Origin of the sequence: Nocardia arizonensis (genome assembly GCF_001310275.1) — a bacterium.
Classification (GTDB): domain Bacteria; phylum Actinomycetota; class Actinomycetes; order Mycobacteriales; family Mycobacteriaceae; genus Nocardia; species Nocardia arizonensis.
Map to the genome: position 1 here is coordinate 85260 of NZ_LGYZ01000116.1, position 24835 is coordinate 110094.

General features: G+C 65.6%; 23 protein-coding genes, 4 tRNA genes and 1 pseudogene. 26 read left to right on the forward strand and 2 right to left on the reverse strand.

Going from position 1 to position 24835, the window contains the following annotated elements:
• Window positions 1–25 precede the first annotated feature (25 nt).
• Window positions 26–1285: a geranylgeranyl reductase family protein gene (locus APZ21_RS26525; protein ID WP_054815991.1), complete on the reverse strand. Its 1260-nt coding sequence runs from the start codon at window positions 1283–1285 to the stop codon at window positions 26–28.
• Window positions 1286–1469: 184 nt separating this feature from the next.
• Between APZ21_RS26525 and APZ21_RS26530 the strand changes: the two genes are divergently transcribed.
• Window positions 1470–2492, forward strand: a complete 1023-nt coding sequence (locus APZ21_RS26530) for a polyprenyl synthetase family protein (protein ID WP_054815992.1) — start codon at window positions 1470–1472, stop codon at window positions 2490–2492.
• 169 nt (window positions 2493–2661) lie between these two features.
• Window positions 2662–3537, forward strand: coding sequence for a zinc metalloprotease HtpX (gene htpX / locus APZ21_RS26535; protein ID WP_054815993.1), 876 nt, complete (start codon window positions 2662–2664; stop codon window positions 3535–3537).
• A gap of 121 nt (window positions 3538–3658) precedes the next feature.
• Here htpX and APZ21_RS26540 read toward each other — a convergent pair.
• Window positions 3659–3741 (reverse strand) — tRNA-Tyr (locus APZ21_RS26540).
• A gap of 172 nt (window positions 3742–3913) precedes the next feature.
• Here APZ21_RS26540 and APZ21_RS26545 point away from each other — a divergent pair.
• The 24 genes and pseudogenes from APZ21_RS26545 to APZ21_RS26660 form a co-directional block, all read left to right on the forward strand.
• Window positions 3914–4405: a YajQ family cyclic di-GMP-binding protein gene (locus APZ21_RS26545; RefSeq protein ID WP_054816028.1), complete on the forward strand. Its 492-nt coding sequence runs from the start codon at window positions 3914–3916 to the stop codon at window positions 4403–4405.
• Window positions 4406–4557: 152 nt separating this feature from the next.
• Window positions 4558–4630 (forward strand) — tRNA-Thr (locus tag APZ21_RS26550).
• Between the two features lie 89 nt (window positions 4631–4719).
• Window positions 4720–4795: transfer RNA gene (locus APZ21_RS26555), tRNA-Met, on the forward strand.
• 42 nt (window positions 4796–4837) lie between these two features.
• On the forward strand, window positions 4838–5008 hold the full coding sequence (gene rpmG / locus APZ21_RS26560; RefSeq protein WP_029925945.1) for a 50S ribosomal protein L33: 171 nt from the start codon (window positions 4838–4840) through the stop codon (window positions 5006–5008).
• 287 nt (window positions 5009–5295) lie between these two features.
• Window positions 5296–6366: a fused (3R)-hydroxyacyl-ACP dehydratase subunits HadA/HadB gene (locus tag APZ21_RS26565; RefSeq protein ID WP_082393476.1), complete on the forward strand. Its 1071-nt coding sequence runs from the start codon at window positions 5296–5298 to the stop codon at window positions 6364–6366.
• Window positions 6367–6623: 257 nt separating this feature from the next.
• Window positions 6624–6696, forward strand: a tRNA-Trp gene (locus APZ21_RS26570).
• A 32-nt stretch (window positions 6697–6728) separates the two neighbouring features.
• A complete protein-coding gene (gene secE / locus APZ21_RS26575; RefSeq protein WP_054815995.1) occupies window positions 6729–7130 on the forward strand; it encodes a preprotein translocase subunit SecE in 402 nt (133 codons plus the stop codon).
• Window positions 7131–7241: 111 nt separating this feature from the next.
• Window positions 7242–7994 (forward strand): transcription termination/antitermination protein NusG, encoded by a 753-nt coding sequence (gene nusG, locus APZ21_RS26580; RefSeq protein ID WP_054815996.1) that lies wholly within the window; start codon window positions 7242–7244, stop codon window positions 7992–7994.
• 190 nt (window positions 7995–8184) lie between these two features.
• Entirely contained in the window at window positions 8185–8619 is a 435-nt protein-coding gene (rplK, locus tag APZ21_RS26585; RefSeq protein ID WP_054815997.1) for a 50S ribosomal protein L11, read from the forward strand.
• Between the two features lie 164 nt (window positions 8620–8783).
• Entirely contained in the window at window positions 8784–9497 is a 714-nt protein-coding gene (rplA, locus tag APZ21_RS26590; RefSeq protein WP_054815998.1) for a 50S ribosomal protein L1, read from the forward strand.
• Window positions 9498–9898: 401 nt separating this feature from the next.
• Window positions 9899–10438, forward strand: coding sequence for a 50S ribosomal protein L10 (gene rplJ / locus APZ21_RS26595; RefSeq protein WP_054815999.1), 540 nt, complete (start codon window positions 9899–9901; stop codon window positions 10436–10438).
• 68 nt (window positions 10439–10506) lie between these two features.
• The gene (gene rplL / locus APZ21_RS26600; protein ID WP_054816000.1) at window positions 10507–10887 is read left to right on the forward strand and encodes a 50S ribosomal protein L7/L12; all 381 of its coding nucleotides are present in this window, start codon (window positions 10507–10509) and stop codon (window positions 10885–10887) included.
• A gap of 239 nt (window positions 10888–11126) precedes the next feature.
• The gene (locus APZ21_RS26605; RefSeq protein ID WP_275426225.1) at window positions 11127–12206 is read left to right on the forward strand and encodes an ABC transporter ATP-binding protein; all 1080 of its coding nucleotides are present in this window, start codon (window positions 11127–11129) and stop codon (window positions 12204–12206) included.
• A 10-nt stretch (window positions 12207–12216) separates the two neighbouring features.
• Window positions 12217–13011 carry an MlaE family ABC transporter permease gene (locus APZ21_RS26610; RefSeq protein WP_054816002.1) on the forward strand — a complete coding sequence of 265 codons (795 nt, stop codon included), beginning with the start codon at window positions 12217–12219 and terminating at the stop codon, window positions 13009–13011.
• Between the two features lie 3 nt (window positions 13012–13014).
• Window positions 13015–13881 (forward strand): MlaE family ABC transporter permease, encoded by an 867-nt coding sequence (locus APZ21_RS26615; RefSeq protein ID WP_054816003.1) that lies wholly within the window; start codon window positions 13015–13017, stop codon window positions 13879–13881.
• Window positions 13878–15227, forward strand: a complete 1350-nt coding sequence (locus APZ21_RS26620; RefSeq protein ID WP_054816004.1) for an MCE family protein — start codon at window positions 13878–13880, stop codon at window positions 15225–15227. The genes APZ21_RS26615 and APZ21_RS26620 overlap by 4 nt, the downstream gene beginning before the upstream one ends.
• Window positions 15224–16300: an MCE family protein gene (locus APZ21_RS26625; protein ID WP_239476819.1), complete on the forward strand. Its 1077-nt coding sequence runs from the start codon at window positions 15224–15226 to the stop codon at window positions 16298–16300. Before APZ21_RS26620 ends, APZ21_RS26625 begins: the two co-directional genes overlap by 4 nt.
• Window positions 16300–17310 carry an MCE family protein gene (locus tag APZ21_RS26630; RefSeq protein ID WP_082393466.1) on the forward strand — a complete coding sequence of 337 codons (1011 nt, stop codon included), beginning with the start codon at window positions 16300–16302 and terminating at the stop codon, window positions 17308–17310. Before APZ21_RS26625 ends, APZ21_RS26630 begins: the two co-directional genes overlap by 1 nt.
• A 58-nt stretch (window positions 17311–17368) precedes the next feature.
• Window positions 17369–18574 carry an MCE family protein gene (locus tag APZ21_RS26635; RefSeq protein WP_239476820.1) on the forward strand — a complete coding sequence of 402 codons (1206 nt, stop codon included), beginning with the start codon at window positions 17369–17371 and terminating at the stop codon, window positions 18572–18574.
• Window positions 18571–19854, forward strand: a complete 1284-nt coding sequence (locus APZ21_RS26640; RefSeq protein ID WP_082393467.1) for an MCE family protein — start codon at window positions 18571–18573, stop codon at window positions 19852–19854. Before APZ21_RS26635 ends, APZ21_RS26640 begins: the two co-directional genes overlap by 4 nt.
• On the forward strand, window positions 19851–21092 hold the full coding sequence (locus tag APZ21_RS26645; RefSeq protein ID WP_054816007.1) for an MCE family protein: 1242 nt from the start codon (window positions 19851–19853) through the stop codon (window positions 21090–21092). Before APZ21_RS26640 ends, APZ21_RS26645 begins: the two co-directional genes overlap by 4 nt.
• A 29-nt stretch (window positions 21093–21121) precedes the next feature.
• Window positions 21122–21847, forward strand: a complete 726-nt coding sequence (locus APZ21_RS26650; RefSeq protein ID WP_156371344.1) for a hypothetical protein — start codon at window positions 21122–21124, stop codon at window positions 21845–21847.
• A 12-nt stretch (window positions 21848–21859) separates the two neighbouring features.
• Complete coding sequence (locus tag APZ21_RS26655) at window positions 21860–22567, forward strand: hypothetical protein (protein WP_054816009.1); 708 nt, start codon at window positions 21860–21862, stop codon at window positions 22565–22567.
• Window positions 22568–23090: 523 nt separating this feature from the next.
• Window positions 23091–24835, forward strand: a pseudogene (locus APZ21_RS26660) (DNA-directed RNA polymerase subunit beta); the annotation flags it as partial.

The following is a 24835-nucleotide window of genomic DNA, read 5'->3' on the forward strand; positions in this document are numbered from 1 at the left end:
ACCCGCGGCGGATTGTGCGCCACGCTCAGGAGAAGGGCGGGCGTTCGTCGAGCCGTAGTGAGGTGCGCCCCGCCGCCCGCCACGCGCGGGCGGTGAGGTCGACGTCCTCCTCGGTGACCAGATTGCCCATCACCCGCACGGCGGTGCGCTGGAGATACCGCGAGCGCATCACCGGCGGGCCGCCCATCGGCACCATTCGCGGGTGGGTGGCCAGCCCCGCGATCCGCCGGGCCACCGAGAAGGTGCGCCCATAGCGAGCGCGCAGCAATTCCGGCCAGATCCGGGTCAGATCGGATTCGTCCAGCAGGTCGGCGAGCATGTGCCCGCCTTCGAGTCCGTAGTCGATGCCCTCGCCGTTGAGCGGATTCACACAGCCGGCGGCATCGCCGACCAGCACCCAATTGCGACCCGCGATCCCCGAGACCGCACCGCCCATCGGCAGCAGCGCCGAAGCCACCGCGCGCAACTCGCCCTCGAACTCCCATTCCGCGAAGCGCAGCGAAGTGTAGTGGCGCAGCAGCGGTTTCAGCGCGATATGGGCGGGTCGCGCCTCGGTCGCCAGTGAACCGACCCCGATGTTCACCTCGCCATTGCCGAGCGGGAAGACCCAGCCGTAGCCGGGCACCAGCACATTGTCGGCGTCGCGCAGTTCCAGATGCGAGGTGATCCAGCGGTCGTCGCTGCGACCGGATTTGATGTAGGCGCGCGCCGCGGTGCCGTAGGCGTACCGCCGGTGCCACGCGCGTCCGAGCTTCTTGCCGATCGGGGAGCGCACGCCATCGGCGACCACAAGGACCCGGCACTCGACCGTGCTCACGCCGGCCGCCGTCTCGACCGTCACGCTCGCGACCCGGTCGCCGTCGCGGATGATGTCGACCGCCTTCGCGCCGTCGATCACCCGTGCGCCGGATTCCATCGCGGTCGCCCGCAGCTTGTCGTCGAGTTCGGTTCGGGCGACAGCGCTTCCGTAACTCGGGAAGGAGCCGCCCGGCCAGCTGAGCAGTGCCTCGCGACCGAAGCCGGTCATGCGAAGACCGTGGTTGACGGTGTGCGCGCGCAACCAGTCGCCGAGTCCGAGATGTTCGAGTTCCTTGGTGGCCCGCGGGGTAAGGCCGTCACCGCAGGTCTTGTCCCTTGGGAAGACCGCGGCATCGAGCAACAGCACGTCGCGGCCCGCGCGGGCCGCCCATGCGGCCGATGCCGATCCGGCCGGACCGGCGCCGATCACGAGCACCTCGGCGCGTTGCGGCAGCGCCCGCGGGGCTACGACATCCGGTGAACCCATGGCCCCATACTCGCAGGGCGATCCGAGCGGTGTCGACGGCGGGAGCCCGGTACGGCCGCGCGCCGGGAAACCGGCCGTGTGGCAAGGTGGCCGATACACGGCATAGTGACGGTGTTCATGGGCCGCGCGGCGCGGACACGCTAGGTTCATCACCGTGGGGTCGGACGTATCGCTGGGAGAAGGTATGAGCACATCGGCTGTGACAGAGCAGAGCACGGTGGTGGCCGGGGTCGACCTCGGCGATACCGAACTCGCGTCGACGGTGCGCGAAGGCCTCGACCAGGTCGAGAAACTTCTCATCGACGAACTATCCGACGGCGAGGATTTCCTCCAGGAAGCGGCGCTGCACCTGGCCAAGGCGGGCGGCAAGCGGTTCCGCCCGCTGTTCACCATCCTCACCGGACAACTCGGCCCCAACCCCGCAGATCCGGCGTTGATCACCGCGGGCACCGTCGTGGAACTGGTCCATCTGGCCACCCTCTACCACGACGACGTCATGGACGAGGCGACCATGCGGCGCGGGGCCCCGAGCGTTAATTCCAGGTGGGGCAACAGCATAGCGATCCTCGCGGGCGACTACCTGTTCGCGCACGCGTCCCGGCTGACCTCGACGCTCGGACCCGACGCGGTCCGCATCATCGCCGAGACCTTCGCCGAATTGGTCACCGGTCAGATGCGCGAGACCATGGGCGCGCGCGAGTCGCAGGATCCCATCGAGCACTATCTGCGCGTGGTCTGGGAGAAGACCGGTTCGCTGATCGCGGCCTCGGGGCGCTTCGGCGGCACCTTCTCCGGCGCCGACGCCGATCACGTCGAGCGCCTGGCACGCCTCGGCGACGTGGTGGGCACCGCCTTCCAGATCTCCGACGACATCATCGACATCTCCTCGGCCTCCGAACAGTCCGGCAAGACCCCGGGCACCGATCTGCGCGAGGGTGTGCACACCCTGCCGGTGCTGTACGCGCTGCGCGAGGACGGCGCCGACGGCGACCGGTTGCGCACGCTGCTCGCGCGTCCGCTGGAGACCGATACCGAGGTCGAGGAGGCGCTCGCGCTGCTGGCCCGCTCGCCCGGGATGGGACAGGCCAAGGAGAAGTTGCGGCGCTACGCCGATATCGCGCACACCGAACTCGCCGCGCTGCCCGCGGGCCCGGCCAACGACGCGTTGGTGCGCCTGGTCTCTTACACGATCGACCGGGTGGGCTGATCCCGGCTGTCGGTGACCTCGCTACCGATCAGGAACCTTTACCCCTGTCCCGTCGTTGACCTGGTGTGACGCAATCGGGCCGCCCCGGCCGTGCCGTCGGGTTCGGCGCGATCGAGTACGGTGCGGTCGAGTCCGGCATCGACAGGTGGAGAGGCGGGACAGGGCGGAGATGCATTCATACGCGAACGGTCTGAAGACCGTCGGACTGATGGTCGGATTATCGGCGCTCATCGTTTTCGCGGGCGCCATGTTCCGCAGTCCGACGATTCTGGTCCTCGCGATCCTGCTGGCGGTCGGCGTGAATGCCTACGCCTATTTCAACAGCGACAAACTCGCGCTGCGGGCCATGCACGCGCAACCGGTCAGCGAACTCGAGGCGCCGGTGATGTACCGGATCGTGCGCGAACTCGCCACGACCGCGCGCCAGCCGATGCCGCGGCTCTACATCAGCCCGACCAATGCCCCCAACGCCTTCGCCACCGGCCGCGATCCGCGTCACGCGGCGGTGTGCTGTACCAGCGGCATACTGTCGATCCTCGACGAGCGGGAATTGCGCGCGGTACTCGGGCACGAGCTCTCGCACGTCTACAACCGCGACATTCTCATTTCCTCGGTCGCGGGCGCGATGGCCGCGGTGATTTCCGGTCTGGCGAATCTGGCGTTCTTCGCCTCGGCATTCGGCGGGCGCGGCAACGGCGAAGGCCCGAATATTCTCGGCATCATCCTGGTGTCGCTGCTCGGGCCGATCGCGGCGACCTTGATCAAACTCGCGGTGTCGCGGTCTCGGGAATACCAGGCCGATCAGTCCGGCGCGGAATTGACCGGCGATCCGTTGGCGCTGGCGTCGGCGTTGCGCAAACTCGAGCGCGGGGTGCAGGCCGCGCCGCTGCCGCCGGAGCCGCAGCTCACGGCACAGTCGCATCTGATGATCGCCAACCCGTTCCGCACCGGTGAGCGCGCCGCGCGGTGGTTCTCGACCCATCCGCCGATGGCCGAGCGGATCGAGCGCTTGGAGCAGATGGCGGGCGGTCCGCGCACCTACTGAGCCCGCGCCACCGAATTGCGCGTGCGTTCTCGCCCGGAAGATTCGTGCCCGGAAGATCCGTGCCCGGAATTCTTCCCCGGAAATGGAAAACGGGCGAGTCGCGCGGACTCGCCCGTTTCGGTGGCAGGTGTAGGATTCGAACCTACGTAGGCTTTCACCGACAGATTTACAGTCTGCTCCCATTGGCCGCTCGGGCAACCTGCCGTCGCGCTTCTCGGCGCGCAGAGCAGCTTACAACGTACCCCGCCCCGGAATGCAAACCGGCTGGCCAACGGCCGTGCGATGAGACTACGGTCGCGCTCGGCGGGTAGAACTGACCGTGACCGAATGCCCGGTCGATGTACGTCCGCAGGACTGTCAGGAACAGGAGCGAAGTGTGGCCGATTCGTCTTTCGATGTCGTCAGCAAGGTCGACCGGCAGGAGGTCGACAACGCCCTGCATCAGGCGGAGAAGGAGCTGAACACCCGCTACGACTTCCGCGGGACGGGCGCGAGCATCGAATGGTCCGGCGAGGACAAGATCGTGCTCACCGCGGAGGCGGAGGAGCGGGTCAAGGCCGCGCTCGAGGTGTTCAAGGAGAAATTGATCCGTCGTGACATCTCGCTCAAGGCGTTCGAGACCGGCGAGCCCCAGGTGTCGGGCAAGACCTACAAGATCACCGGCACGTTGGTCCAGGGCATCGACACCGAACACGCGAAGAAGATCACCAAGAAGATTCGCGACGAGGGCCCCAAAGGCGTGAAAGCGCAGATCCAGGGTGACGAACTCCGGGTGAGCGGTAAGAAGCGCGACGATCTCCAGGCGGTCATCTCCTTGCTCAAGGGCGAGGACTTCGGTATCGCTCTCCAGTTCGTGAATTACCGCTGAGTCGTCACGCCGCCTCGCACCGCGCTCGCTCGATGGCCCGCAAAACACCCTCTGACCACACGGTTTGGCGGTGCGACCGGAGGGTGTGTAATCTCGTTCAAGACTTCGCCGCGCCGGAGCCGATCAGATCGAGTCGGTGCGGGGCTAGTCATGCCCCCTTAGCTCAGTCGGCAGAGCGTTTCCATGGTAAGGAAAAGGTCAACGGTTCGATTCCGTTAGGGGGCTCGCCGGATTGCCGGTGGTGACCGACTCGGCATCGCTGAAGTTCCCACACTGTGGGGGCCGGGCGCGTCATCTCGGCAATGCGACCCCGTGGCGGTGTAGCTCAGTCGGTAGAGCAAACGACTCATAATCGTTGTGTCGCCGGTTCAAGTCCGGCCATCGCTACCAAAGACCGATCAGACCATCTGGTTGACCGAAAGAAGGAATGTCGTGGCCGCGAAGTCCACCGATATCCGGCCAAAGATCACCTTGGCCTGCGAGCAGTGCAAGCATCGCAACTACATCACCAAGAAGAACCGGCGTAACGACCCGGATCGGCTCGAGCTGAAGAAGTTCTGCCCGAACTGCGGCACCCACCGGGCGCACCGCGAATCCCGCTAGACCCACACCTCGCACTATCGCGAGATCGGGGCCTCGGGTGCGGAACTTCGGTGCGGTGTCGTCGAACACCGCCCGGCAGAGGTGCTTTCCCAGCGATCCCAGCGATCCCAGCGGGTACGGGACGAGCCCCGTCATAATCGGATTCGTGAAGTCGCGAAGGGCCGGACAGGCATATGTGTCCGGCCCTGGTTCGTTTTTCGGATCGAGAACGATAGTCAGTCGTGACAACATGAACGCTCGGCCGACTCCGGGCTGCGGGGTCAGATAGGTACAGTCCTCCCGTGACAATCAACACCGGTACAGCAGAAGCGGTCCAGGCGGACGAGGCACAGTTCGACCCGGCCGCACACGCGGCGGCGATGGTCGGTCACCATTACCGCGTCGACGACTACTACGAGGTCGGCCGCGAGAAGGTGCGCGAATACGCCCGCGCCGTGCAGGATTACCACCCGGTGCACTGGGACGAGGACGCCGCGCAGTCCTACGGCCACGACGGCCTGGTCGCGCCGCTGACTTTCATCTCCCTGGTCGGCATTCTGGCCCAGCGCAAGTTGTTCGAGCAGATCGTCACCGGCTACGACCTCAGCCAGATCATGCAGACCGACCAGATCCTGGAATTCCACCGCCCCATTCGGGTCGGCGACCAGTTGACCTGCGACGTGTATCTGCATTCGTTCCGGCAGGCATTCGGTGGCGACATCATCGTCACCAAGAACATCGTCACCGCGCAGAACGACGAACTGGTGCTCACCACCTACACGACCCTCATCGGGCGCAGCGGCGGTGACATCGATCCCAATCTGACCGGCGCGGTCCGTAATGTGCTGATGCACGGCATCGGCGAGGACGCGCCCGATCACCGTCCGCGCGCGCAGTCGATTCCCACCGAGGCCCCGGTCGCGGTGGCCGAGATCCCGACCGTCGAGGCGAGCGAACGCGCCCGTGCCTTCGAGACGGTCGAGGTGGGCGAGGAACTGCCCGCGCGCGTGGTCCGGCTGACGCGTGGCGATCTGGTCAACTACGCGGGCGTCTCGGGCGACGCCAATCCGATCCACTGGAGCGACGACGTGGTCGGGCTCGTCGGTCTCGACGACGTGGTGGCGCACGGCATGCTGACGATGGGTCTCGGCGGCGGCTTCGTGACTTCCTGGCTGGGCGATCCCGGCGCGGTCAAGGAATACAACGTGCGCTTCACCAGCCCGGTCTACGTCGGCTCCGAGGAGGCGGCCGAGGTCGAGTTCACCGGCAAGGTGAAGTCGGTGGACGCCGAAACCAGGACGGCGGTCGTGGCCATCGTGGCGAAGTCGGGCGGTAAGAAGATCTTCGGGCGGGCCACCGCGACCGTGCAACTGTCCTGAAGGAGTGGCGCGGCATCACCGTGACCTGCGCGGGTACCGCGGATTCGCTATCCGCGACGGCGGTAACGTACACTCGGAAACCTGGGGTCACCAGCCGCTGCGCGCTGCTCTGCGAGGCTGGTCCCGGTGGTTCGGGAGATGATCTCCACGGATTACCGAAGGGGCCGGCATTCCGCCGGGTCGGCGCGCGTGTTGTGTGGCGCCGGGTACAACTGAACAAGGAACGGTGGTTGGACGGGCTTCATGGGTCCAACCGAAGGGGCGTAGCTCAATTGGCAGAGCAGCGGTCTCCAAAACCGCAGGTTGCAGGTTCAAGTCCTGTCGCCCCTGCCCTGGAATGCCAGCGATGAGAGAGGATCGACGTGAGCGAGCGTAGCGAGCGAGACACTCGCCACGGTGCGCATGCCGCCGAGGATGGCGACGACACCGCCGCGGTGGCTCGGCCCAGTGGTAAGCGGTCCGCCCGGCGTGTTCGCGCGGAGGCTCCCGTCGACTCGGGTTCGGTCGCCACGATCGAACGTCCGACGAAGAAGTCGGGCAAATCCGAGAGCAAGACCAAGCGTGGCGGTTCGGGAAATCCGTTCAAGAAGTTGCTGAAGTTCCTGCGAGAGGTCATCGCGGAACTGCGCAAGGTGATCTGGCCCAATCGCAAACAGATGGTCACCTATACGAGCGTCGTTCTGGTGTTCGTGATCTTCATGGTCGCGTTCATCAGCGGATTGGATCTGGCGTTCATCAAGGGTGTCAACTGGTTGTTCGGCTGAACAGCCCGCGAAGACACCGGTGGCCGAGCCGGGTGAAGTGAGCGGAACGATCCGCGGCTCCGAGTCCGGTACACAGAGGATGTACGTGACGACACAGGAAGCGAGTGCCCAGTGAGCACCCCGGAGAACGACACAAACAACGAGTTCCCGGCCGACGACACGGCGGAGGCCGTGGAAGCCGTCGAGGAAGCCGCTGTTGTCGACGACTCCGCGGTCGCCGAACCCGCTCCCGAGGAAGCCGGGCCCTCCGATCCCGTCGCCGAGATGAAGGCCGCGCTGCGCCGCGCCCCCGGTGACTGGTATGTCATCCACTCCTACGCGGGCTACGAGAACAAGGTGAAGGCCAACCTCGAGACCCGCGTGCAGAACCTCGATCTCGAGGACTACATCTTCCAGGTCGAGGTGCCGACCGAAGAGGTCACCGAGATCAAGAACGGCCAGCGCAAGCACGTCAACCGCAAGGTGCTGCCCGGCTACATCCTGGTCAGGATGGAACTCAACGACGAATCCTGGGGCGCGGTGCGCAATACCCCGGGTGTCACCGGTTTCGTCGGCGCGACCTCGCGCCCGTCGCCGCTTTCCCTCGATGATGTGGTGAAATTCCTGGTCCCGGCTTCGCAGCAGCAGAAGAAGCCCGCCGCTGCCGCCGAGACCACGACCGCCGCCGAGGCCGCGCCGAAGCCGGTCATCGAGGTCGACTTCGAGGTCGGCGAGTCGGTGACGGTCATGGACGGCCCGTTCGCGACGCTGCCCGCCAGCATCTCCGAGGTCAACGCCGAACAGCAGAAGCTCAAGGTGCTGGTGTCGATCTTCGGTCGCGAGACGCCGGTCGAACTGGCCTTCACCCAGGTCGCCAAGATCTGATCCGCGCGGGGCTTTCGGTCGGCCCCGCGTGAAATACCCAGGTGTCGTATCGGTAAGGTGTACGGGTTCGCGTGCGCGAGTCGATCGTTCGTGAACACCCGTGCATCAAGCCTGTCCGCGGAAGTCAATCCGGCGGGGATGCCTGCACATGCTTACGGCAACCGTAAGGAACCGAAACCAAGGAAGAAAGATGCCCCCCAAGAAGAAGAAGCTCGCCGGGATCATCAAGTTGCAGATCCAGGCAGGCCAGGCGAACCCGGCTCCTCCGGTCGGGCCCGCGCTCGGTCAGCACGGCGTCAACATCATGGAGTTCTGCAAGGCGTACAACGCCGCGACCGAGTCGCAGCGCGGCAACGTCATCCCGGTCGAGATCTCGGTGTACGAGGATCGGTCCTTCGATTTCAAGCTGAAGACCCCGCCCGCCGCCAAGCTGCTGCTCAAGGCCGCCGGTGTGCAGAAGGGTTCGGCCGAACCGCACCGCAACAAGGTCGCGAAGGTCACCATGGACCAGATCCGGGAAATCGCCAAGACCAAGCAGGAAGATCTCAACGCCAACGACATCGATCAGGCGGCCAAGATCATCGCGGGTACCGCACGCTCGATGGGCATCACAGTCGAGGGCTGAGCCCTCGCATGCTCACAGTGGGCTGAGTCGTCAGCCAGTGGGCTGAGTCGGCAGCCAGTGGGCTGAGTCGTCAGCCAGTGGGCTGAGTCGTCAGCGAACTCCCGAGTGGGAGGGCCGGCCAGGCCCGGTAACCACTTCTGAACCATTCACGAGGACAGAGAAACATGGCAAAGCGAAGCAAGGCGTATCTCGCCGCGGCCGAGAAGGTCGACCGTTCCCAGCTCTACTCCCCGCTGGCCGCCGCGCGGCTGGCCAAGGAGACCGCGACCACCAAGACCGATGCGACCGTCGAGGTCGCGATCCGTCTCGGCGTCGATCCCCGCAAGGCCGATCAGATGGTCCGCGGCACCGTCAACCTGCCACACGGCACCGGTAAGACCGCCCGCGTCATCGTGTTCGCGGCAGGCGAGAAGGCCGCCGAGGCCGAAGCCGCGGGTGCGGACGCCGTCGGCGCCGAGGATCTGATCGAGCGGATCCAGGGCGGCTGGCTGGAGTTCGACGCCGCGATCGCCACCCCCGACCAGATGGCCAAGGTCGGCCGGATCGCGCGTGTCCTCGGCCCGCGCGGCCTGATGCCGAACCCGAAGACGGGCACCGTCACCAACGACGTGACCAAGGCCGTCAACGACATCAAGGGCGGCAAGATCAACTTCCGCGTCGACAAGCAGGCCAACCTGCACTTCGTCATCGGCAAGGCGTCCTTCGACGACAGCAAGCTGGTGGAGAACTACGGCGCCGCACTGGACGAGATCCTGCGCGCAAAGCCGTCGACCGCCAAGGGCCGCTACGTCAAGAAGGTGACGGTTTCGACGAACACCGGACCGGGCATCCCGGTGGACCCGAACCGCACCCGCAATCTCCTCGACGAGGAAGCGTAGTCACGATCCGAACCGCCGAGGGCGGGAACGCGTTTCGCGTTCCCGCCCTCGCGGCGTGTCGGGGTGCCCAACGCGGGCGCGGTACCCGTTTTGGCAGATGGGGGCATGTACGGGTACATTGGAGCTCGGTTATCGACGTGTTCGATCACTACCCAATCCGTTCTACCGAAGACCGTTGGTCGCCGCGCCCTTTCGGGTGCGGTCGAAGGTCCGGCGACATTGCCGGCGGCCCACGCAGGGAGAGCCGAGGTCGGGACTCGAGTCGGCAGTGGCCGTTTCGTGTTTTCCTGTTCGCCCCGGAGCGCTCTGCGTCCGGGGCGTTTGTTTTGTCGCCGGTCCCCCCGGTTTCGGTCAGTGCGGTAGCAACCGACACGATCCGACATCGAGAGAGGAGGCGAAGTATGGCAAAACCCGAGAAGGTCACCGCGGTCGAGGAGATCGCCGAGCAGTTCAAGAGCTCCACTGCCACCGTGGTCACGGAATACCGTGGTCTTTCGGTCGGTAAGCTCACCGAGCTGCGTCGCGCCCTCGGCGCCGAGGCCACGTACTCCGTCGCCAAGAACACCCTGGTGAAGCGTGCCGCCGCCGAGGCGGGCGTCGAGGGTCTTGACGAGCTGTTCGTCGGCCCGACCGCGATCACCTTCATCACCGGTGAGCCGGTGAACGCGGCGAAGGCCCTCAAGACCTTCGCCAAGGACAACAAGGCGCTCATCATCAAGGGCGGATACATGGACGGCGCCGCGCTGTCCGTGTCCGAGGTCGAGCGGATCGCCGACCTGGAGACCCGTGAGGTGCTGCTGGCCAAGCTGGCGGGCGCCATGAAGGGCAACCTGGCCAAGGCCGCCGGTCTGTTCAACGCTCCCGCCTCGCAGGTGGCCCGCCTGGCCGCCGCGTTGCAGGAGAAGAAGCAGGCCGAAGAGGGCGCGCCTGCCGCCGAGTGACACCCACTCCCCGCGGGTGACCGGTTGCGGCTCGCCCCATCGACATCAACTACCGAAAGGAAACAACAATGGCCAACGTTGACGAACTGCTCGAGACCTTCGGCAACATGACCCTGCTCGAGCTGTCGGACTTCGTCAAGAAGTTCGAGGAGAAGTTCGAGGTCACCGCGGCCGCTCCGGTCGCCGTCGCCGCCGTCGGCGGTGCCGCGGCTCCGGCCGAGGCCGCCGAGGAGCAGGACGAGTTCGACGTCGTCCTCGAGGGCGCGGGCGACAAGAAGATCCAGGTCATCAAGGTGGTCCGCGAGATCGTCTCCGGCCTGGGTCTGAAGGAGGCCAAGGACCTCGTCGAGAGCGCCCCGAAGCCGATCCTGGAGAAGGTCGCCAAGGAGGCCGCCGAGGCCGCCAAGGCGAAGCTGGAAGACGCGGGCGCCAAGGTTTCGGTCAAGTAATACGATCGAATCACGCACTACGGGCGGTTCCCTTCGGGGAGCCGCCCGTTCTGCTTTCTGACACGCGAGTTATCACCGCCCGCGAATTCGGGAAACTGTCTGGGTTACTCTTCGGTCAGGTAGGGGTGTGCCCGGTCTCGCAGTTGGGATAGAGTGACCGAACCCACTGTGACTCGCTTGCCGCGATGACCGTGCGCGCGGTTGATCGGTGGGCTGCTCGCCGAGAAAACGTGGAGGTTATCGTGGGCGTCGAGGTCAGGACCGAGGGTGTAACGAAATCCTTCGGGTCGCAGCGTATTTGGCAGGATGTGTCGTTGACGTTGCCCTCGGGTGAGGTCAGTGCGTTGCTCGGCCCTTCCGGTACCGGCAAGTCGGTGTTCTTGAAGTCGTTGATCGGGTTGTTGCGTCCTGAGCGGGGTGCGATCTTCATCGATGGCACCGATATCACGACGTGTTCGAACAAGGAGCTCTACGAGATCCGCAAGTTGTTCGGGGTGTTGTTCCAGGATGGCGCGTTGTTCGGGTCGATGAACCTGTTCGACAATGTGGCGTTCCCGTTGCGTGAGCACACGAAGAAGAGCGAATCCGAGATCAAGAAGATCGTGATGGAGAAGCTCGAGTTGACGGGTTTGTTGGGGGCGGAAGGGAAGCTGCCGGGGGAGATCTCCGGTGGTATGCGCAAGCGTGCGGGGTTGGCGCGGGCGTTGGTGTTGGATCCGCAGATCATTCTGGTCGACGAGCCGGACTCGGGGTTGGATCCGGTGCGTACGTCGTATCTGTCGCAGTTGTTGATCGACATCAATGCCCAGATCGACGCGACGATTCTGATCGTGACGCACAACATCAATCTGGCGCGGACGGTGCCGGACAACATCGGGATGCTGTTTCGTCGGCAGTTGGTGATGTTCGGTCCGCGGGAGGTGTTGTTGACCTCGGAGGAGCCGGTGGTCAAGCAGTTCTTGAACGGTCGGATGATCGGGCCGATCGGTATGTCGGAGGAGAAGGACGAGGCGCAGATGGCGCGCGAGCAGGCGATGGTGGACGCGGGTCATCATCACGGCGGTGCGGAGGAGGTGGAGGGGATCATTCCGCAGATGCGGGCGCAGCCGGGTATGCCGGTGCGTCAGGCGGTGGGGCGTCGGAAGGCGCGGGTGCAGGAGATCATGCATACCCTGCCGCATGCCGCGCAGGTCGCCATCCGTGAGTCGCTTGCCCAGAACGACGACACACAGGTTATCTCGTACAACCACGGCAATCTTGGTTCATACCAGGGCGGCGCGTTCGACACAACTGTTCAACACAACACAACTAACGGGTAACATACGCTCCGTGAATCGGACAGTGGCGCGTGTGCGGACTCGAAGCGAGTCGGCGTTTGCGCAGGCGGGCAACATTTTTGCGCTGCTGATAGATGTAATCCGCAAGACCTTCCAACGGCCTTTCCAGTGGCGAGAGTTCATCGAGCAATCGTGGTTCATCGCGAGTGTCTCGATCCTCCCGAGCGCGTTGGTCGCCATCCCGTTCGGCGCCGTGGTGGCGTTGCAGACGGGATCGCTCGTCAAACAGCTCGGCGCGGAGTCGTTCACCGGAGCCACCAGCGTCCTCGCCACCGTGCAGCAGGCGGCTCCGGTGGTGACGGCATTGATCATCGCGGGCGCGGCCGGATCGGCGGTAGCCGCCGATCTCGGCTCGCGCACCATCCGCGAGGAGATCGACGCGATGGAAGTGCTCGGCGTCGACCCGGTACAGCGGCTCGTCGTGCCGAGGGTGCTCGGCATGATGCTGGTGGCCCTGCTGCTCAACGGCCTGGTCTCGGTCGTCGGTATCGCGGGCGGCTACTTCTTCAACGTGCTGCTCCAAGGCGGCACTCCCGGCGCGTATCTCGCGTCGTTCTCGGCACTGGCGCAATTGCCCGACCTGTGGATCGGTGAAATCAAGGCGCTGGTATTCGGTCTCATCGCAGGCGTCATCGCCGCATACAAGGGACTGCATCCCAAGGGTGGTCCGAAAGGAGTCGGTGACGCGGTGAATCAGTCCGTGGTTATCACATTCCTGGTGCTCTTCTTCGTCAATCTGGTCTTGACGATGGTGTATCTCCAGGTCGTCCCCGCCAAGGGCGCGTGATCGATGGCGACTCCTTACCGCAACCCGGTTATCGCAAAGACGACACGCCGGGTCGGCGATATCACGCGTGCGCCGCTGAATCTCATCGACCGCGCGGGCGAGCAGATGTCGTTCTACTCCCGCGCAATCGCCTGGATTCCGCGCACCGCTCTGCACTACCGCAAGGAGGTCGTGCGGCTGCTGGCCGAGGTGACCTTCGGCACCGGCGCGCTGGCGGTCATCGGTGGAACCATCGGCGTCATCGTCTTCATGTCGGGATCGGTCGGCGTCGTCGTCGGCCTCCAAGGCTTCAAGGCGCTCGACGCACTTGGCAGTTCCGTACTGACCGGCTTCCTCGCCGCCTACATCAACACCCGTGAAATCGCCCCGCTGGTCGCGGCTCTGGCGCTGTCGGCGACGGTCGGCTGCGGTTTCACCGCCCAATTGGGCGCCATGCGCATCTCCGAGGAGATCGACGCGCTCGAGGTGATGGCGGTGCCCGGCGTGCCGTTCCTGGTGACGACCCGCGTGATCGCGGGCTTCCTCGCCGTCATTCCGCTCTACGTGGTCGGCCTGCTCGGCACCTTCATCGCCTCGCGGTCGATCAGCATCTACTTCAACGGGCAGTCCAGCGGGTCCTACGACCACTACTTCAGCCTGTTCCTGCCACCGGAGGATGTGCTCTATTCGTTCCTCAAGGTGCTGGTGTTCGCCTTCGTGATCATCCTGGTGCACTGCTACTACGGCTTCAACGCCACCGGCGGCCCTGCGGGCGTCGGCGTCGCGGTCGGCCGGGCGGTGCGCGCGGCCATCGTGCTGGTCAACGTGCTGGACTTCTTCCTTAGCCTGGCGATCTGGGGTACCACGACGACCGTGCGAGTGGCCGGATGAGCGGCACCGCGGCCTGGCGGCGCGCCGAGAAGACGCGCACCCGAGTCCTTGGCATCACATTCTTCGTCCTGGTCGCCCTATTTCTCTGGAGTACCGTCGCGATCTACAACAAGCAGTTCGTGCGGACCGTTGACGTCGACCTGGTCACCGACAGTGTGGGCAATGCGCTGACACGTGACGCCGACGTGAAGGTGCGCGGCGTGCCGGTCGGGCAGGTGCGGTCGAGCCGGTCCGAGGGCGGCAAGGTCACCCTCGACCTGGCCATCGATCCGCACAAGGCCACTCAGATCCCGGTCAACGCCACCGCGCGCCTGCTGCCGAAAACCCTTTTCGGCGAACGGTATGTGGATCTGGTCATACCCGAGGACCCGAGTCCGCAGCATCTGACCGAGGGCGTGACTCTCTATCAGGACAAGAGCGGCAACGCCATCGAGATCAGCAAGCTGCTCGACAATCTGCTGCCGTTGTTGCAGGCCATCCCGCCGCAGGATCTGGCCGCCACCCTCGGCGCGCTGTCACAGGCGCTGGCCGGACAGGGCGAGGCGCTCGGCTCGACGGTCGACCGGCTGGACGCGATCTTCCGTCAGGTCAATGTGGTGCTGCCCGATCTACAGGAGGATCTGCGCAGTTTCGCGACGGTGGCGGCCACCTACTCCGACGCCGCGCCGCTGTTGATCGACGCGCTGAACAATCTGCGCACGACCAACACCACCATCGTGCAGCGGCGTTCGGATATCGACACCCTCTACGCGACACTGACCCCGACCTCGTCGAGTACGGCCGACTTCCTGGTCGCCAACCGCGACAACATCATCGACATCGCCGCCGATTCGCGGCCCGCGCTCGAGATGCTGGCCAAGTACTCGCCGACCTATGTGTGCACCATGGCGAATTTCGCGAAGATGAAGCCCAGGATCGACGCCATCATGGGCCAGGGTACGAAGTACCCGGGCTCGCGGGTGTCCATCGAATTGGTCAACACCCGTGGCAAGTATCTGCCCAACCAGGACGAACCGCGCTGGTTCGACACCAGGGGGCCGTGGTGCGTCGCGGAGTATCCGCTCGGCGTCGACGTCGGCCAATACATCAGCGGCCCGCCCAACGACGGTTCCTATGCCGTGCCGAGCCGCAATCCCGGTGACCAGACCACCGGATATCTGCCCGAACCGCAGCTGGGCGTCTTCCCGGCCGCGCAGGTGCCGACGATGGCGGGATCGCCCGCCGAACAGCAGTCGCTCGGTGCGATCTACGGTGCGGCGCAGGGCGTCTCGCCCGACGAGGTGCCGGGCTGGGTGACCAGGGTCGGCGCCCCCGCCTTCCGCGGCAGCGAAGTGAGTGTGCGATGAAGGAGAAAATGCGCGGCCTCGGCGGACCGCTGACCAAACTGATCGTCTTCGTCCTGGTGACGTTGTTCGTGACGGTCATGCTCGCACTGTCCATCGCCAACTACACCGGCGGCGGAACGGAGTTCAAGGCGCGCTTCGCCGATGTCACCTCGCTCAACAAGGGTGACGAAGTGCGAATCGCGGGTGTGCGGGTCGGCAAGGTCACCGACGTGAAGATCGTGGACCGGCGCGAGGCCGAGGTGGCCTTCGAATTGCAGGACCGCGATTGGCTGCCCGCCTCGACCACGGCCACCATCCGCTACCGGAACCTGGTCGGGCAGCGTTACATCGCGCTCGAACAGGGGGCGGGCGAGCAGGGCCGCAAACTGAACGCGGGCGCGACCATCGGATTGCAGAACACCCGTCCCGCGCTCAACCTGACCACGCTGTTCAACGGTTTCCGGCCGTTGTTCCGCACCCTCACCGCCGACGACGTGAACAAGCTGTCTTTCGAGATCATCCAGGTCTTCCAGGGCGAGCAGGGCACGATCCGCGATCTGGTCGCCTCCACGGCGAGTCTGACCAACAAGATCGCCGACAAGGACGCGGTGATCGGTGAACTGGTCAAGAATCTGACCGCGGTGCTCGAGACGGTGAATCAGCGCAGCGATCAGTTCGATCAGCTGATCGTCAATACCGAGGCACTGGTGAGCGGTCTGGCCGCCGAACGCGATGTGATCGGCCGTTCGGTCACCTCGCTCGGCAATCTGGCCACGGCCACCTCGGATCTGCTTGTACCGGTGCGCCCGACCCTCCAGGGTTCGATAGCCGGACTCAACCAGCTGACCGGGACGCTGAACGATCGTTCCGACGAAGTGAACCAGGCGATCCAGACGCTGCCGGTCAAGATGGAGAAGCTCGGTCGCGCGGCCAGTTACGGCTCCTGGTTCCAGTTCTATCTGTGCGGTATCGACATCGTGGTCGGGCCGGGCGCCGCGGAGGCGCCCCAGCTGAACCTGCCCGCGGGTATGCCGACGGTCAATCAGCCCGTGTACACCAATGCCGCGCCGCGCTGCCAAGGGAAGGTCCGCTGATGGACGACCGGATGTTGCTCGGCAAACGCAGCCCCGCCTTCCTCGGCGCGATGGGTCTGGCGATCGTGCTGCTGGTGACGGTGTCCGCGTTCTTCCTTGACCGGCTGCCGATCATCGCCGCGGGCACCAAGTACACGGCCGAATTCTCCGAGGCGGCCGGGTTGAAGAAGGGGAACGAGGTCAGGATCGCGGGCGTCAAGGTCGGTCAGGTCGCCGATGTGCGCCTCGACGGTGACAAGGTGCTCGTCGATTTCCGCACCAAGGACGCCTGGGTCGGCAACGAGACCACCGCGTCCATCCAGATCAAGACCGTGCTCGGCCAGAAGTATCTGGCCCTGGACCCGCGGGGTACCGAACCCGCCGATCCGGGGCAGCGGATTCCGCTGTCGCGCACCGTAGCCCCCTACGACGTCATCGACGCCTTCACCGATGTGGCCGACACGCTCGACCAGGTCGACACCGCGCAGCTGGCCACCAGCATGCAGGTGCTGTCGGACGCCTTCGAGGCGACGCCGCCGGAGATCCGCGGGTCCATCGACGGTGTGGCCCGGCTGTCGGAGACGCTGGCCAAACGCGACGAGGAACTCAAGCGAATGTTCCGCGCCACCCGGGAGACCACCCGGGTACTCGCGGATCGCAATGCCGAATTCGAGCGCCTGCTGTCCGCGGGCGGGCAACTGCTCGCCGAACTCAATATCCGCCAGCAGTCGATTCACCAGTTGCTCGTCGGCGCCCAGACGGTCTCGACCGAGCTGAGCGCCCTGGTGCGCGACAACGAGGAGCAGATCGGACCCGCGCTGAAGAATCTGCGCGCGTCCATCGAACTGCTCAACGACAACCAGCAGAGCATCTCGAGGACTCTGGAACTCGCCGCGCCGTTCTACGGGCTCTACGCCAACGTGCTCGGTACCGGTCGATGGTTCGACGCGGTGATCACGAACGTGATCCCGCCCGCACTGCCCGAGATTCCGGGCGACCGGCCTCCGGTGCGCAATATGGGAGGTAACTGACGTGGCCGTCGTCAACGAGCCACTTTCCGAACCGCGGAGATCGCGCCGCGGTGCCGTCGTGGCGATCGCCATCGCCCTGGTCGTGGTGCTGGTGGCCGTGGGATTCCTGTGGTGGCTGTTCGATCGGATGAGCACCACGAAGATCACCGCCTTCTTCGACCGTTCGGTCGGCATCTACGAGGGGTCCGATGTGCGGATCCTCGGCGTGCCGGTGGGGTCGGTGGATTCGGTTGAGCCGATGGGCGACCAGGTCAGGGTCGTCATGAGCGTGGACCGGAAATACGATGTGCCCGCCGACGCGCGGGCCGCGCAGATCACCCCGTCGGTGGTCTCGGACCGCTACATCCAGCTGACCCCGGTCTACCGCGGCGGACCGAAGATGGAACGCACCGCGACGATTCCGCGGGAGCGGACCGTCACCCCGGTCGAGGTCGACCAGCTCTACAAGAGCATCGCCGAACTGTCCGACGCGCTCGGCCCGAACGGCGCCAACAAGGACGGCGCGGTCAACGAGCTGGTGCGCACGTCGGCGGCGAACCTGTCCGGTAACGGGGAGGCGCTGGCCAACAGCATCACCCAGCTGAGCCGGGCCGCGCGGTATCTGTCCGACGCCCGCGGCGACATCTTCGAGACAGTGAAGAACCTCCAGAACTTCATCACGATGCTCGCGGTCAACGATCAGCAAGTGCGCCAGTTCAATACGCAGCTGGCCGACCTTGCGGGCTTCCTGTCGGGCGAACGCAAGAATCTGGGTCAGGCGCTCGACCTGCTCTCGGTCGCCCTCGGCGACGTGGCGCGGTTCATCGACGACAACCGTCAGCTGGTGGCCGACAACGCCCAGGGGCTGACCCAGCTCACCAAGACCCTCGCCGACCAGCGCGACGATCTCGCGGCCGCGCTTCCGGTGCTGCCGGTCGCGCTGAGCAACCTGATCAATATCCACAACGGCGAGGCGGGCACCCTCGACATGCGGGCGAACTTCCCCGAGTTGCAGGACCCGTTCGGCGTGGTCTGCAAGATGCTGGATCTGTCCAAGCTCATGCCGGGCGATCCCAAGTTCGAGGCGCTCGGCAGGCAATTGCGTCCGGTCATCGAGCACTGCAAGGCGATCACCGATCAGATCACCGCGGGTGTGCAGACGCCCTCGCTGATCCTGCCCTTCGGCATCCTCAGCGGTGAGAATCAGCAGCGCGATCCAGTGCCCGGCACCGTGCCCGGCACGCCGTCGGACCGGCAGCCGCCGTCCCAGGGAGGCCAGCGATGAGCGGAATCCGTAACGCCGCACGGGGTTTCGGCGGCGTGATGGCGCTCGCCGTCTCGGCGGTGCTGGTCACCTCGTGTTCATCGGACGGGATCTACAGCATTCCGCTGCCCGGCGGCGCCGATATCGGCTCGAATCCGATGACCATCGACATCCAGTTCGACGACGTGCTCGACCTGGTGCCGCAGTCGGCGGTGAAGGTGGAGGGCGTTCCGGTGGGTCGGGTCGAGGAGATCACCCTCGGCAAGGACGGCTGGACGGCCAGCGTGCGCACGGTGGTGAACTCCTCGGTGGATCTGCCCGCCAACGCGCGGGCCGAGGTGCGCCAAACGAATCTGCTCGGTGAGAAATTCATCGAACTGTCCAAGCCCGCGGCCGATCCCGATCCCGACAAGCTCGCCGACGGTTCGGTCATCCCGGTGTCGAACACCCGGCACGCCACCGAGATCGAGCAGGTGCTCGGCGCCATGTCGTTGCTGCTCAACGGCGGCGGCGTGGCCCAGCTCCAGCCCATCGTGACCGAGCTGAACAAGACGCTCGGCGGTCGCGAGGACCGGGTACGGTCGCTGATCGAACAGGCCAATACGCTCATCGGCGGGCTGAATCAGCAGGTCGACGACATTACCCGGGCCATCGACGGACTTGCGACGCTCAGCGGCCGGGTGAGCACCCAGACCGATCAGATCGCAAAGATCCTCGACGAGTTGCCGCGCGGCATCAAGATCCTCGAGGAGCAGCGGCCGCAGCTGATCGCCCTGCTCGCCCAGCTGGACCGGGTCGGCCAGGCGGGCTTCGATGTGATCAACACCTCCAAGGCCGATCTCATCGCGGGTCTGACCTCACTGCGCCCGACCTTGCAGGAACTCGGCCGCGCCGCGCCGGATCTGGTGACCGCGCTGCCCTTGATCCCGACCTATCCATTCCCGGATTCGACCCTGGCGGGCACTTTCGGCGGGTCGGTGAACACCTTCCTCTCGGTCGACGCGGAAATCGGTGTCGCGCTGAGCAATCTCGGTGTCGGCAAACCGGATCCGGTCTACATCCCGCCGCTCGGCCGTCCGGTGCCGGTGGATCCGAGCAATCCGTACTACAACGGCAACGGACCCCGTCCCGGTTGGCCGACGGTGTCGCTGGTGCCGCTGCCGCCGACGCTCGCCTCGGTGCCCGCGGCGGGTACGCCCGCGGCGCCGAATCCGCTGGGACCGTTGCTCGAACAGTTCGGCATCGAGACTCCGGGTGGTCAGGGCCGGACCGGACAGCAGGGCCAGGAGGGACAGCGATGACGCGTCTGGTGCGCTACCAGTTGGTCGCTTTCGCGTTGATCGCCGTGCTCGGCGTGGCATACGTCGGAGCCCGCTACGTCCGATTGGACGAGATGTTCGGGTTCGGCCTCTACCAGGTGAAGGTGCAGGCGAAGCAGACCGGCGGCCTGTACAAGGGCGCGGAGGTCACCTACCGCGGCGTCCCGGTGGGGCGGGTGGGCGATCTCGCCATCGCTACCGACGGCGTCGTCATGACGCTGGACATCGAGTCGGGCGCGCCGAAGATCCCGGCCTCGGCCAAGGCGGTTGTCGCCAACCGCTCGGCCATCGGCGAACAGTACATCGATTTGCAACCCGACAGCGACAGCTCTCCGTATCTGCGCGACGGTTCGGTGATCGTCGGGGCGACCGTCCCGATCTCGGTCGAGGAACTGGTGGCCAGTGTCGACCACTTCACCAGCACGGTGGATCTGGCCGCGCTTCGTACCACGGTCACCGAACTCGGCAAGGCGTTCAATGGCAAGGGCGACGATCTGCGGGTTCTCCTCGACTCGCTGAACTCCTTCACCAAGACCTTCGACGAGGCGCTGCCGCAGACCATCCAACTGATCGAGGACGGCAAGATCGCCCTGGGGACCCAGGCCGAACAGTCCTCGGCCATCCGCCAGTTCAGCGACGGACTCGACCAGATCACCGCGCAGCTGCGCGCCAGCGACCCCGCCATACGCAGGCTCATCGGCACCGGCACCGACGCGGGCAGCCAGGTCGGGGCGCTGTTGCAGGAGAGCGGTGCGGCGTTGACCGAGGATCTGACCAACCTGCGTACGCTGCTGTTGGCCATCTCGCCGAAGTTCTACGCCTTGCAGCCGCTGTTGATCATGTTGCCCGGCCTGTCGGTGGGCGCCTCGGCCACCGCGCCCGGGGACGGCACCAGCCACTTCGGCCTGGTACTCGAGGTCAACAATCCGCCCGCATGTACGGTCGGGTACGAGGGGACGCACCGGATTCTCGAGCAGATGAAGGCGCAGAACCCGAACTTCGACGATTCCAAGGACGATTTCCCGTTCAACAAGGATGCGAAGTGCACTGTGCCGCAGGGGAATCCGACCGCGGTGCGGGGCGGCGCGCGGGCCGACCTCGCTGACCCGAGCATCCCGCAGCCGTGGGACAACGTTCCCAAGACCGATCCCGAGAAGCTGAACCTGAATCCGATCGCCGTCCAGATGGCCACCCTGCTTGGGGTTACGCCTAAGCGGTGACCAGGATCAATGACGTTAGGGTGCCTGTCGTGAACATCGACATTTCCAAGGAACAACCGGGGGCGGTCGAACCGGATGCCGAGGAATCCGATGCGACGGCGGCAGAGGTGGACGACGGCGCGGTGACGGCGGACTCGTCGCAACGCCGCGCGCCGGTGGCGGTCACCGCGGTCGCGGTGGGTGCGCTGGTTGTGGCATTGGTCACCGCGCTGTGGTTCGGCGCGGGCTGGGCGCGCTCGGCCCTGTTCACCGACGGTCCACGGGTCGAGGCCCGTGACAGCGCGCTCGACGCCGCCCGCCAGGCCGCGATCAATATGACCTCGATGAAGCTCGACGACATCCCCGGATCGCTGGCGCTGGCGCGCTCCTCGATGACCGGCGCGATCCTCGAGTCCGCGCAGAAGAACCAGCAGCAGTCCGAGCAGATGGCCGCCCAGTCGGGCGTCGGCATGCAGGCCAAGGTGCTCGGCGCCTCATTGACCGCGCTGAACAGCGAGAACGACAAGGCCACCGCGCTGGTGGTGCTCCAGATCACCGAGACCAAGGCCGACAAGTCGGCCTCGGACTACCGCTACACGTGGAGTCTGGACATGACCAAGGTCGGCGACGTCTGGAAGGCAGAGCAGGTGGCCTCGCTGGCCCAGCCCGTCCTGTTGAACGGCCCGGGACCGACCGGGCTGGGACAGCCCGCCCAGCAGTCCGGCGCGGAGCAGCCATCGCAGGCCCCCACGCCCGCCCCGCTGCCCGGATCGTAGGAGAAGCATCCGATGAACACTCGTAGGCCGGTCAATCGGGTCACCTCCAAGCGCCGCCCCGCCGGGGCCGCCGCGCGACCCGCCGCGACGCGCAAAGTCGCCGGTACAAGGAAGCCGGGCGCGGCGGTGAGTTCGCGCACACCTTCGGCGGAGAACACCTCCGGCCGCCGGGTCGTGCCGAGTTCCGAGGCGGAGGCGGACAAGCCGCGGCGGCGCCGTTTCGGGCGCCCTGGATCATCCTGGACGGTCGTTATAGCGAGTCTGGCGGCGGCGGTACTCCTGGGCGGATTCGCGGCCGTGGCGGCCTCGCGTCCGGGCGTCAACGATTCCAATCGGGCCTTCGTCGACACCGCGGCAACCGAGGAGGTGCGCGCCGCCGCCGACCACGCGCTGCGCACCATCTACGCCTACGACATCAAGGACATCGACGGCTACGAAGCGGCGGTGCGCTCGGTAGTAACCGGATCCATGCTCGCCGACCTCGACAAGTTCGCCGCTACCACGATCGATGCCATAAAACAGTCCCAGACCAGTGCCGATGCGAAGGCGGACCCGGTCGGTGTGACAATGCTCACCGATGATCGAGCGGAGTTGCTGGTGAACCTCGTCGTGAGTGCCACCAAGGGCGGGGCCGCCCAGCAGAGTGTGGCGGGCCCGGTAGTTCTGCGTATGCAGAAAGTGGACGGCCGTTGGCTGGCGAGTGACATCGTCGACCAGTGAGCCCGCTCCGGCTAAGTCGTAGCGGGCCAGTGGATCTCGGGGCATCGTCCCGGCGTGACCCGGGAGCGCCGTACCGGAATCCGCCACTTGACGACTTTCGTCGGACACGTCACGCTATTCACAGCAGCGGCAGCTGTCACAGCGGCTCTCGGAGCCGCCGGGGCGCTGCCGAGCAGAGGTCACGGAGGAACAGCGCAGTCCCGTCACCCTCGACGCAGCCGGCGTTTCGGGTGCGGGCGGCCCGGTACACGGGGTTCGCACGTCGGCTCGGGAGGGTCGGCGCGCCGGCTCCGTGAATGTGCACACGGGTGGTACTTTGACACCTCCGTGTATGTAGGTGTAGGTTTGGACGTTGCGCTGGCTGCCTCCTGTCCATTACCTCAATTCGCACTCGTAAGTGCCACCCTTCCGGTGTTGCTTTCGTTGTTGCCTGTTCGGGTTCGTTCGGGTCGTGACCAGCGAGAATCTCAAAAGAACGTAGCAGGCAAGCGACGGTCGCGGACCACCACGCGACGCGCGTGAGGTGCTGGAAGGACGCATCTTGGCAGTCTCCACCCAGACCAAGGCAGTTGTCGGAATCCCCGGAGCCCCTTTGCGGGTGTCTTTCGCGAAGATCCGTGAACCCTTGGAGGTGCCCGGACTTCTCGACCTACAGACGGACTCCTTTGCTTGGTTGATCGGCTCGCCGTCTTGGCGTGAAAAGGTCGCCGCCCGCGGCGACGTCGGGCTCGTCGGGGGACTCGAGGAGGTGCTCGAGGAGCTCTCGCCGATCGAAGACTTCTCCGGCTCCATGTCTCTGTCGTTCTCCGACCCTCGTTTCGAGGAGGTCAAGGCCTCCATCGACGAGTGCAAAGACAAGGACATGACCTACGCGGCGCCGCTGTTCATGACCGCCGAGTTCATCAACAACAACACCGGCGAGATCAAGAGCCAGACGGTCTTCATGGGTGATTTCCCGATGATGACCGACAAGGGCACGTTCATCATCAACGGCACCGAGCGGGTCGTCGTCTCGCAGCTGGTGCGTTCGCCGGGTGTCTACTTCGACCACGCGGTCGACAAGGGCACCGAGAAGGATCTGCACAGCGTGCGGGTCATTCCGTCGCGCGGCGCGTGGCTGGAATTCGACGTAGACAAGCGCGACACGGTTGGTGTCCGTATCGACCGCAAGCGCCGCCAGCCGGTGACGGTGCTGCTCAAGGCGCTCGGCTGGAGCGATGCGGCCATCCGCGAGCGGTTCGGTTTCTCCGAGATCATGCTGACCTCGCTGGAGAAGGACAATATCGCCGGGCCCGACGAGGCGCTGCTCGACATCCACCGCAAACTGCGTCCGGGCGAACCGCCGACGAAGGAATCCGCGCAGACCCTGCTGGAGAACCTGTTCTTCAAGGAGAAGCGCTACGACCTCGCGCGCGTGGGTCGCTACAAGATCAACAAGAAGCTCGGCATCCACCTCGGCGAGCAGGTCATCGGCTCGGTGCTGACGAAGGAAGACATCGTCACCACCATCGAGTACCTGGTGCGCCTGCACGCGGGCGACAAGATGATGACGGCCCCCGGCGGCGAAGAGGTGCCGGTGGAGGTCGACGACATCGACCACTTCGGCAACCGCCGTCTGCGCACCGTCGGCGAGCTGATCCAGAATCAGATCCGGGTCGGCCTCTCGCGTATGGAGCGTGTGGTCCGCGAGCGCATGACCACGCAGGACGTCGAGGCCATCACGCCGCAGACCCTGATCAACATCCGCCCGGTCGTGGCGGCGATCAAGGAGTTCTTCGGCACCTCGCAGTTGTCACAGTTCATGGACCAGAACAACCCGCTGTCGGGTCTGACACACAAGCGCCGTCTCTCGGCGCTGGGTCCGGGCGGTCTGTCCCGTGAGCGCGCCGGTCTGGAAGTCCGTGACGTCCACCCGTCGCACTACGGCCGCATGTGCCCGATCGAGACCCCGGAAGGCCCGAATATCGGCCTGATCGGTTCGCTGTCGGTGTACGCGCGGGTCAACCCGTTCGGTTTCATCGAGACCCCGTACCGCAAGGTCGTCGACGGCCGCGTCACCGATGAGGTGCGCTACCTGACCGCCGACGAGGAGGACCGCCACGTCCGCGCCCAGGCGAACTCGCCGGTGGACGCCGACGGCCGCTTCCTCGAGGATCGTGTGCTCTGCCGTCGCGGCAACGAGGAGAACGAACTCGTCGCCGCCGCCGACGTCGACTATATGGATGTTTCGCCGCGTCAGATGGTGTCGGTGGCGACGGCGATGATTCC

Bases quoted from the DNA above. Each gene is read 5' to 3' on its own strand.
- APZ21_RS26525 (WP_054815991.1), bottom strand. From the start codon at position 1,285: ATGGGTTCACCGGATGTCGTAGCCCCGCGGGCGCTGCCGCAACGCGCC.
- APZ21_RS26530 (WP_054815992.1), top strand. From the start codon at position 1,470: ATGAGCACATCGGCTGTGACAGAGCAGAGCACGGTGGTGGCCGGGGTC.
- APZ21_RS26640 (WP_082393467.1), top strand. From the start codon at position 18,571: ATGAGCGGAATCCGTAACGCCGCACGGGGTTTCGGCGGCGTGATGGCG.
- APZ21_RS26615 (WP_054816003.1), top strand. From the start codon at position 13,015: ATGGCGACTCCTTACCGCAACCCGGTTATCGCAAAGACGACACGCCGG.
- rplL (WP_054816000.1), top strand. From the start codon at position 10,507: ATGGCCAACGTTGACGAACTGCTCGAGACCTTCGGCAACATGACCCTG.
- rplJ (WP_054815999.1), top strand. From the start codon at position 9,899: ATGGCAAAACCCGAGAAGGTCACCGCGGTCGAGGAGATCGCCGAGCAG.
- rplK (WP_054815997.1), top strand. From the start codon at position 8,185: ATGCCCCCCAAGAAGAAGAAGCTCGCCGGGATCATCAAGTTGCAGATC.
- rplA (WP_054815998.1), top strand. From the start codon at position 8,784: ATGGCAAAGCGAAGCAAGGCGTATCTCGCCGCGGCCGAGAAGGTCGAC.
- APZ21_RS26630 (WP_082393466.1), top strand. From the start codon at position 16,300: ATGGACGACCGGATGTTGCTCGGCAAACGCAGCCCCGCCTTCCTCGGC.
- APZ21_RS26655 (WP_054816009.1), top strand. From the start codon at position 21,860: ATGAACACTCGTAGGCCGGTCAATCGGGTCACCTCCAAGCGCCGCCCC.
- APZ21_RS26645 (WP_054816007.1), top strand. From the start codon at position 19,851: ATGACGCGTCTGGTGCGCTACCAGTTGGTCGCTTTCGCGTTGATCGCC.
- APZ21_RS26620 (WP_054816004.1), top strand. From the start codon at position 13,878: ATGAGCGGCACCGCGGCCTGGCGGCGCGCCGAGAAGACGCGCACCCGA.
- APZ21_RS26625 (WP_239476819.1), top strand. From the start codon at position 15,224: ATGAAGGAGAAAATGCGCGGCCTCGGCGGACCGCTGACCAAACTGATC.
- htpX (WP_054815993.1), top strand. From the start codon at position 2,662: ATGCATTCATACGCGAACGGTCTGAAGACCGTCGGACTGATGGTCGGA.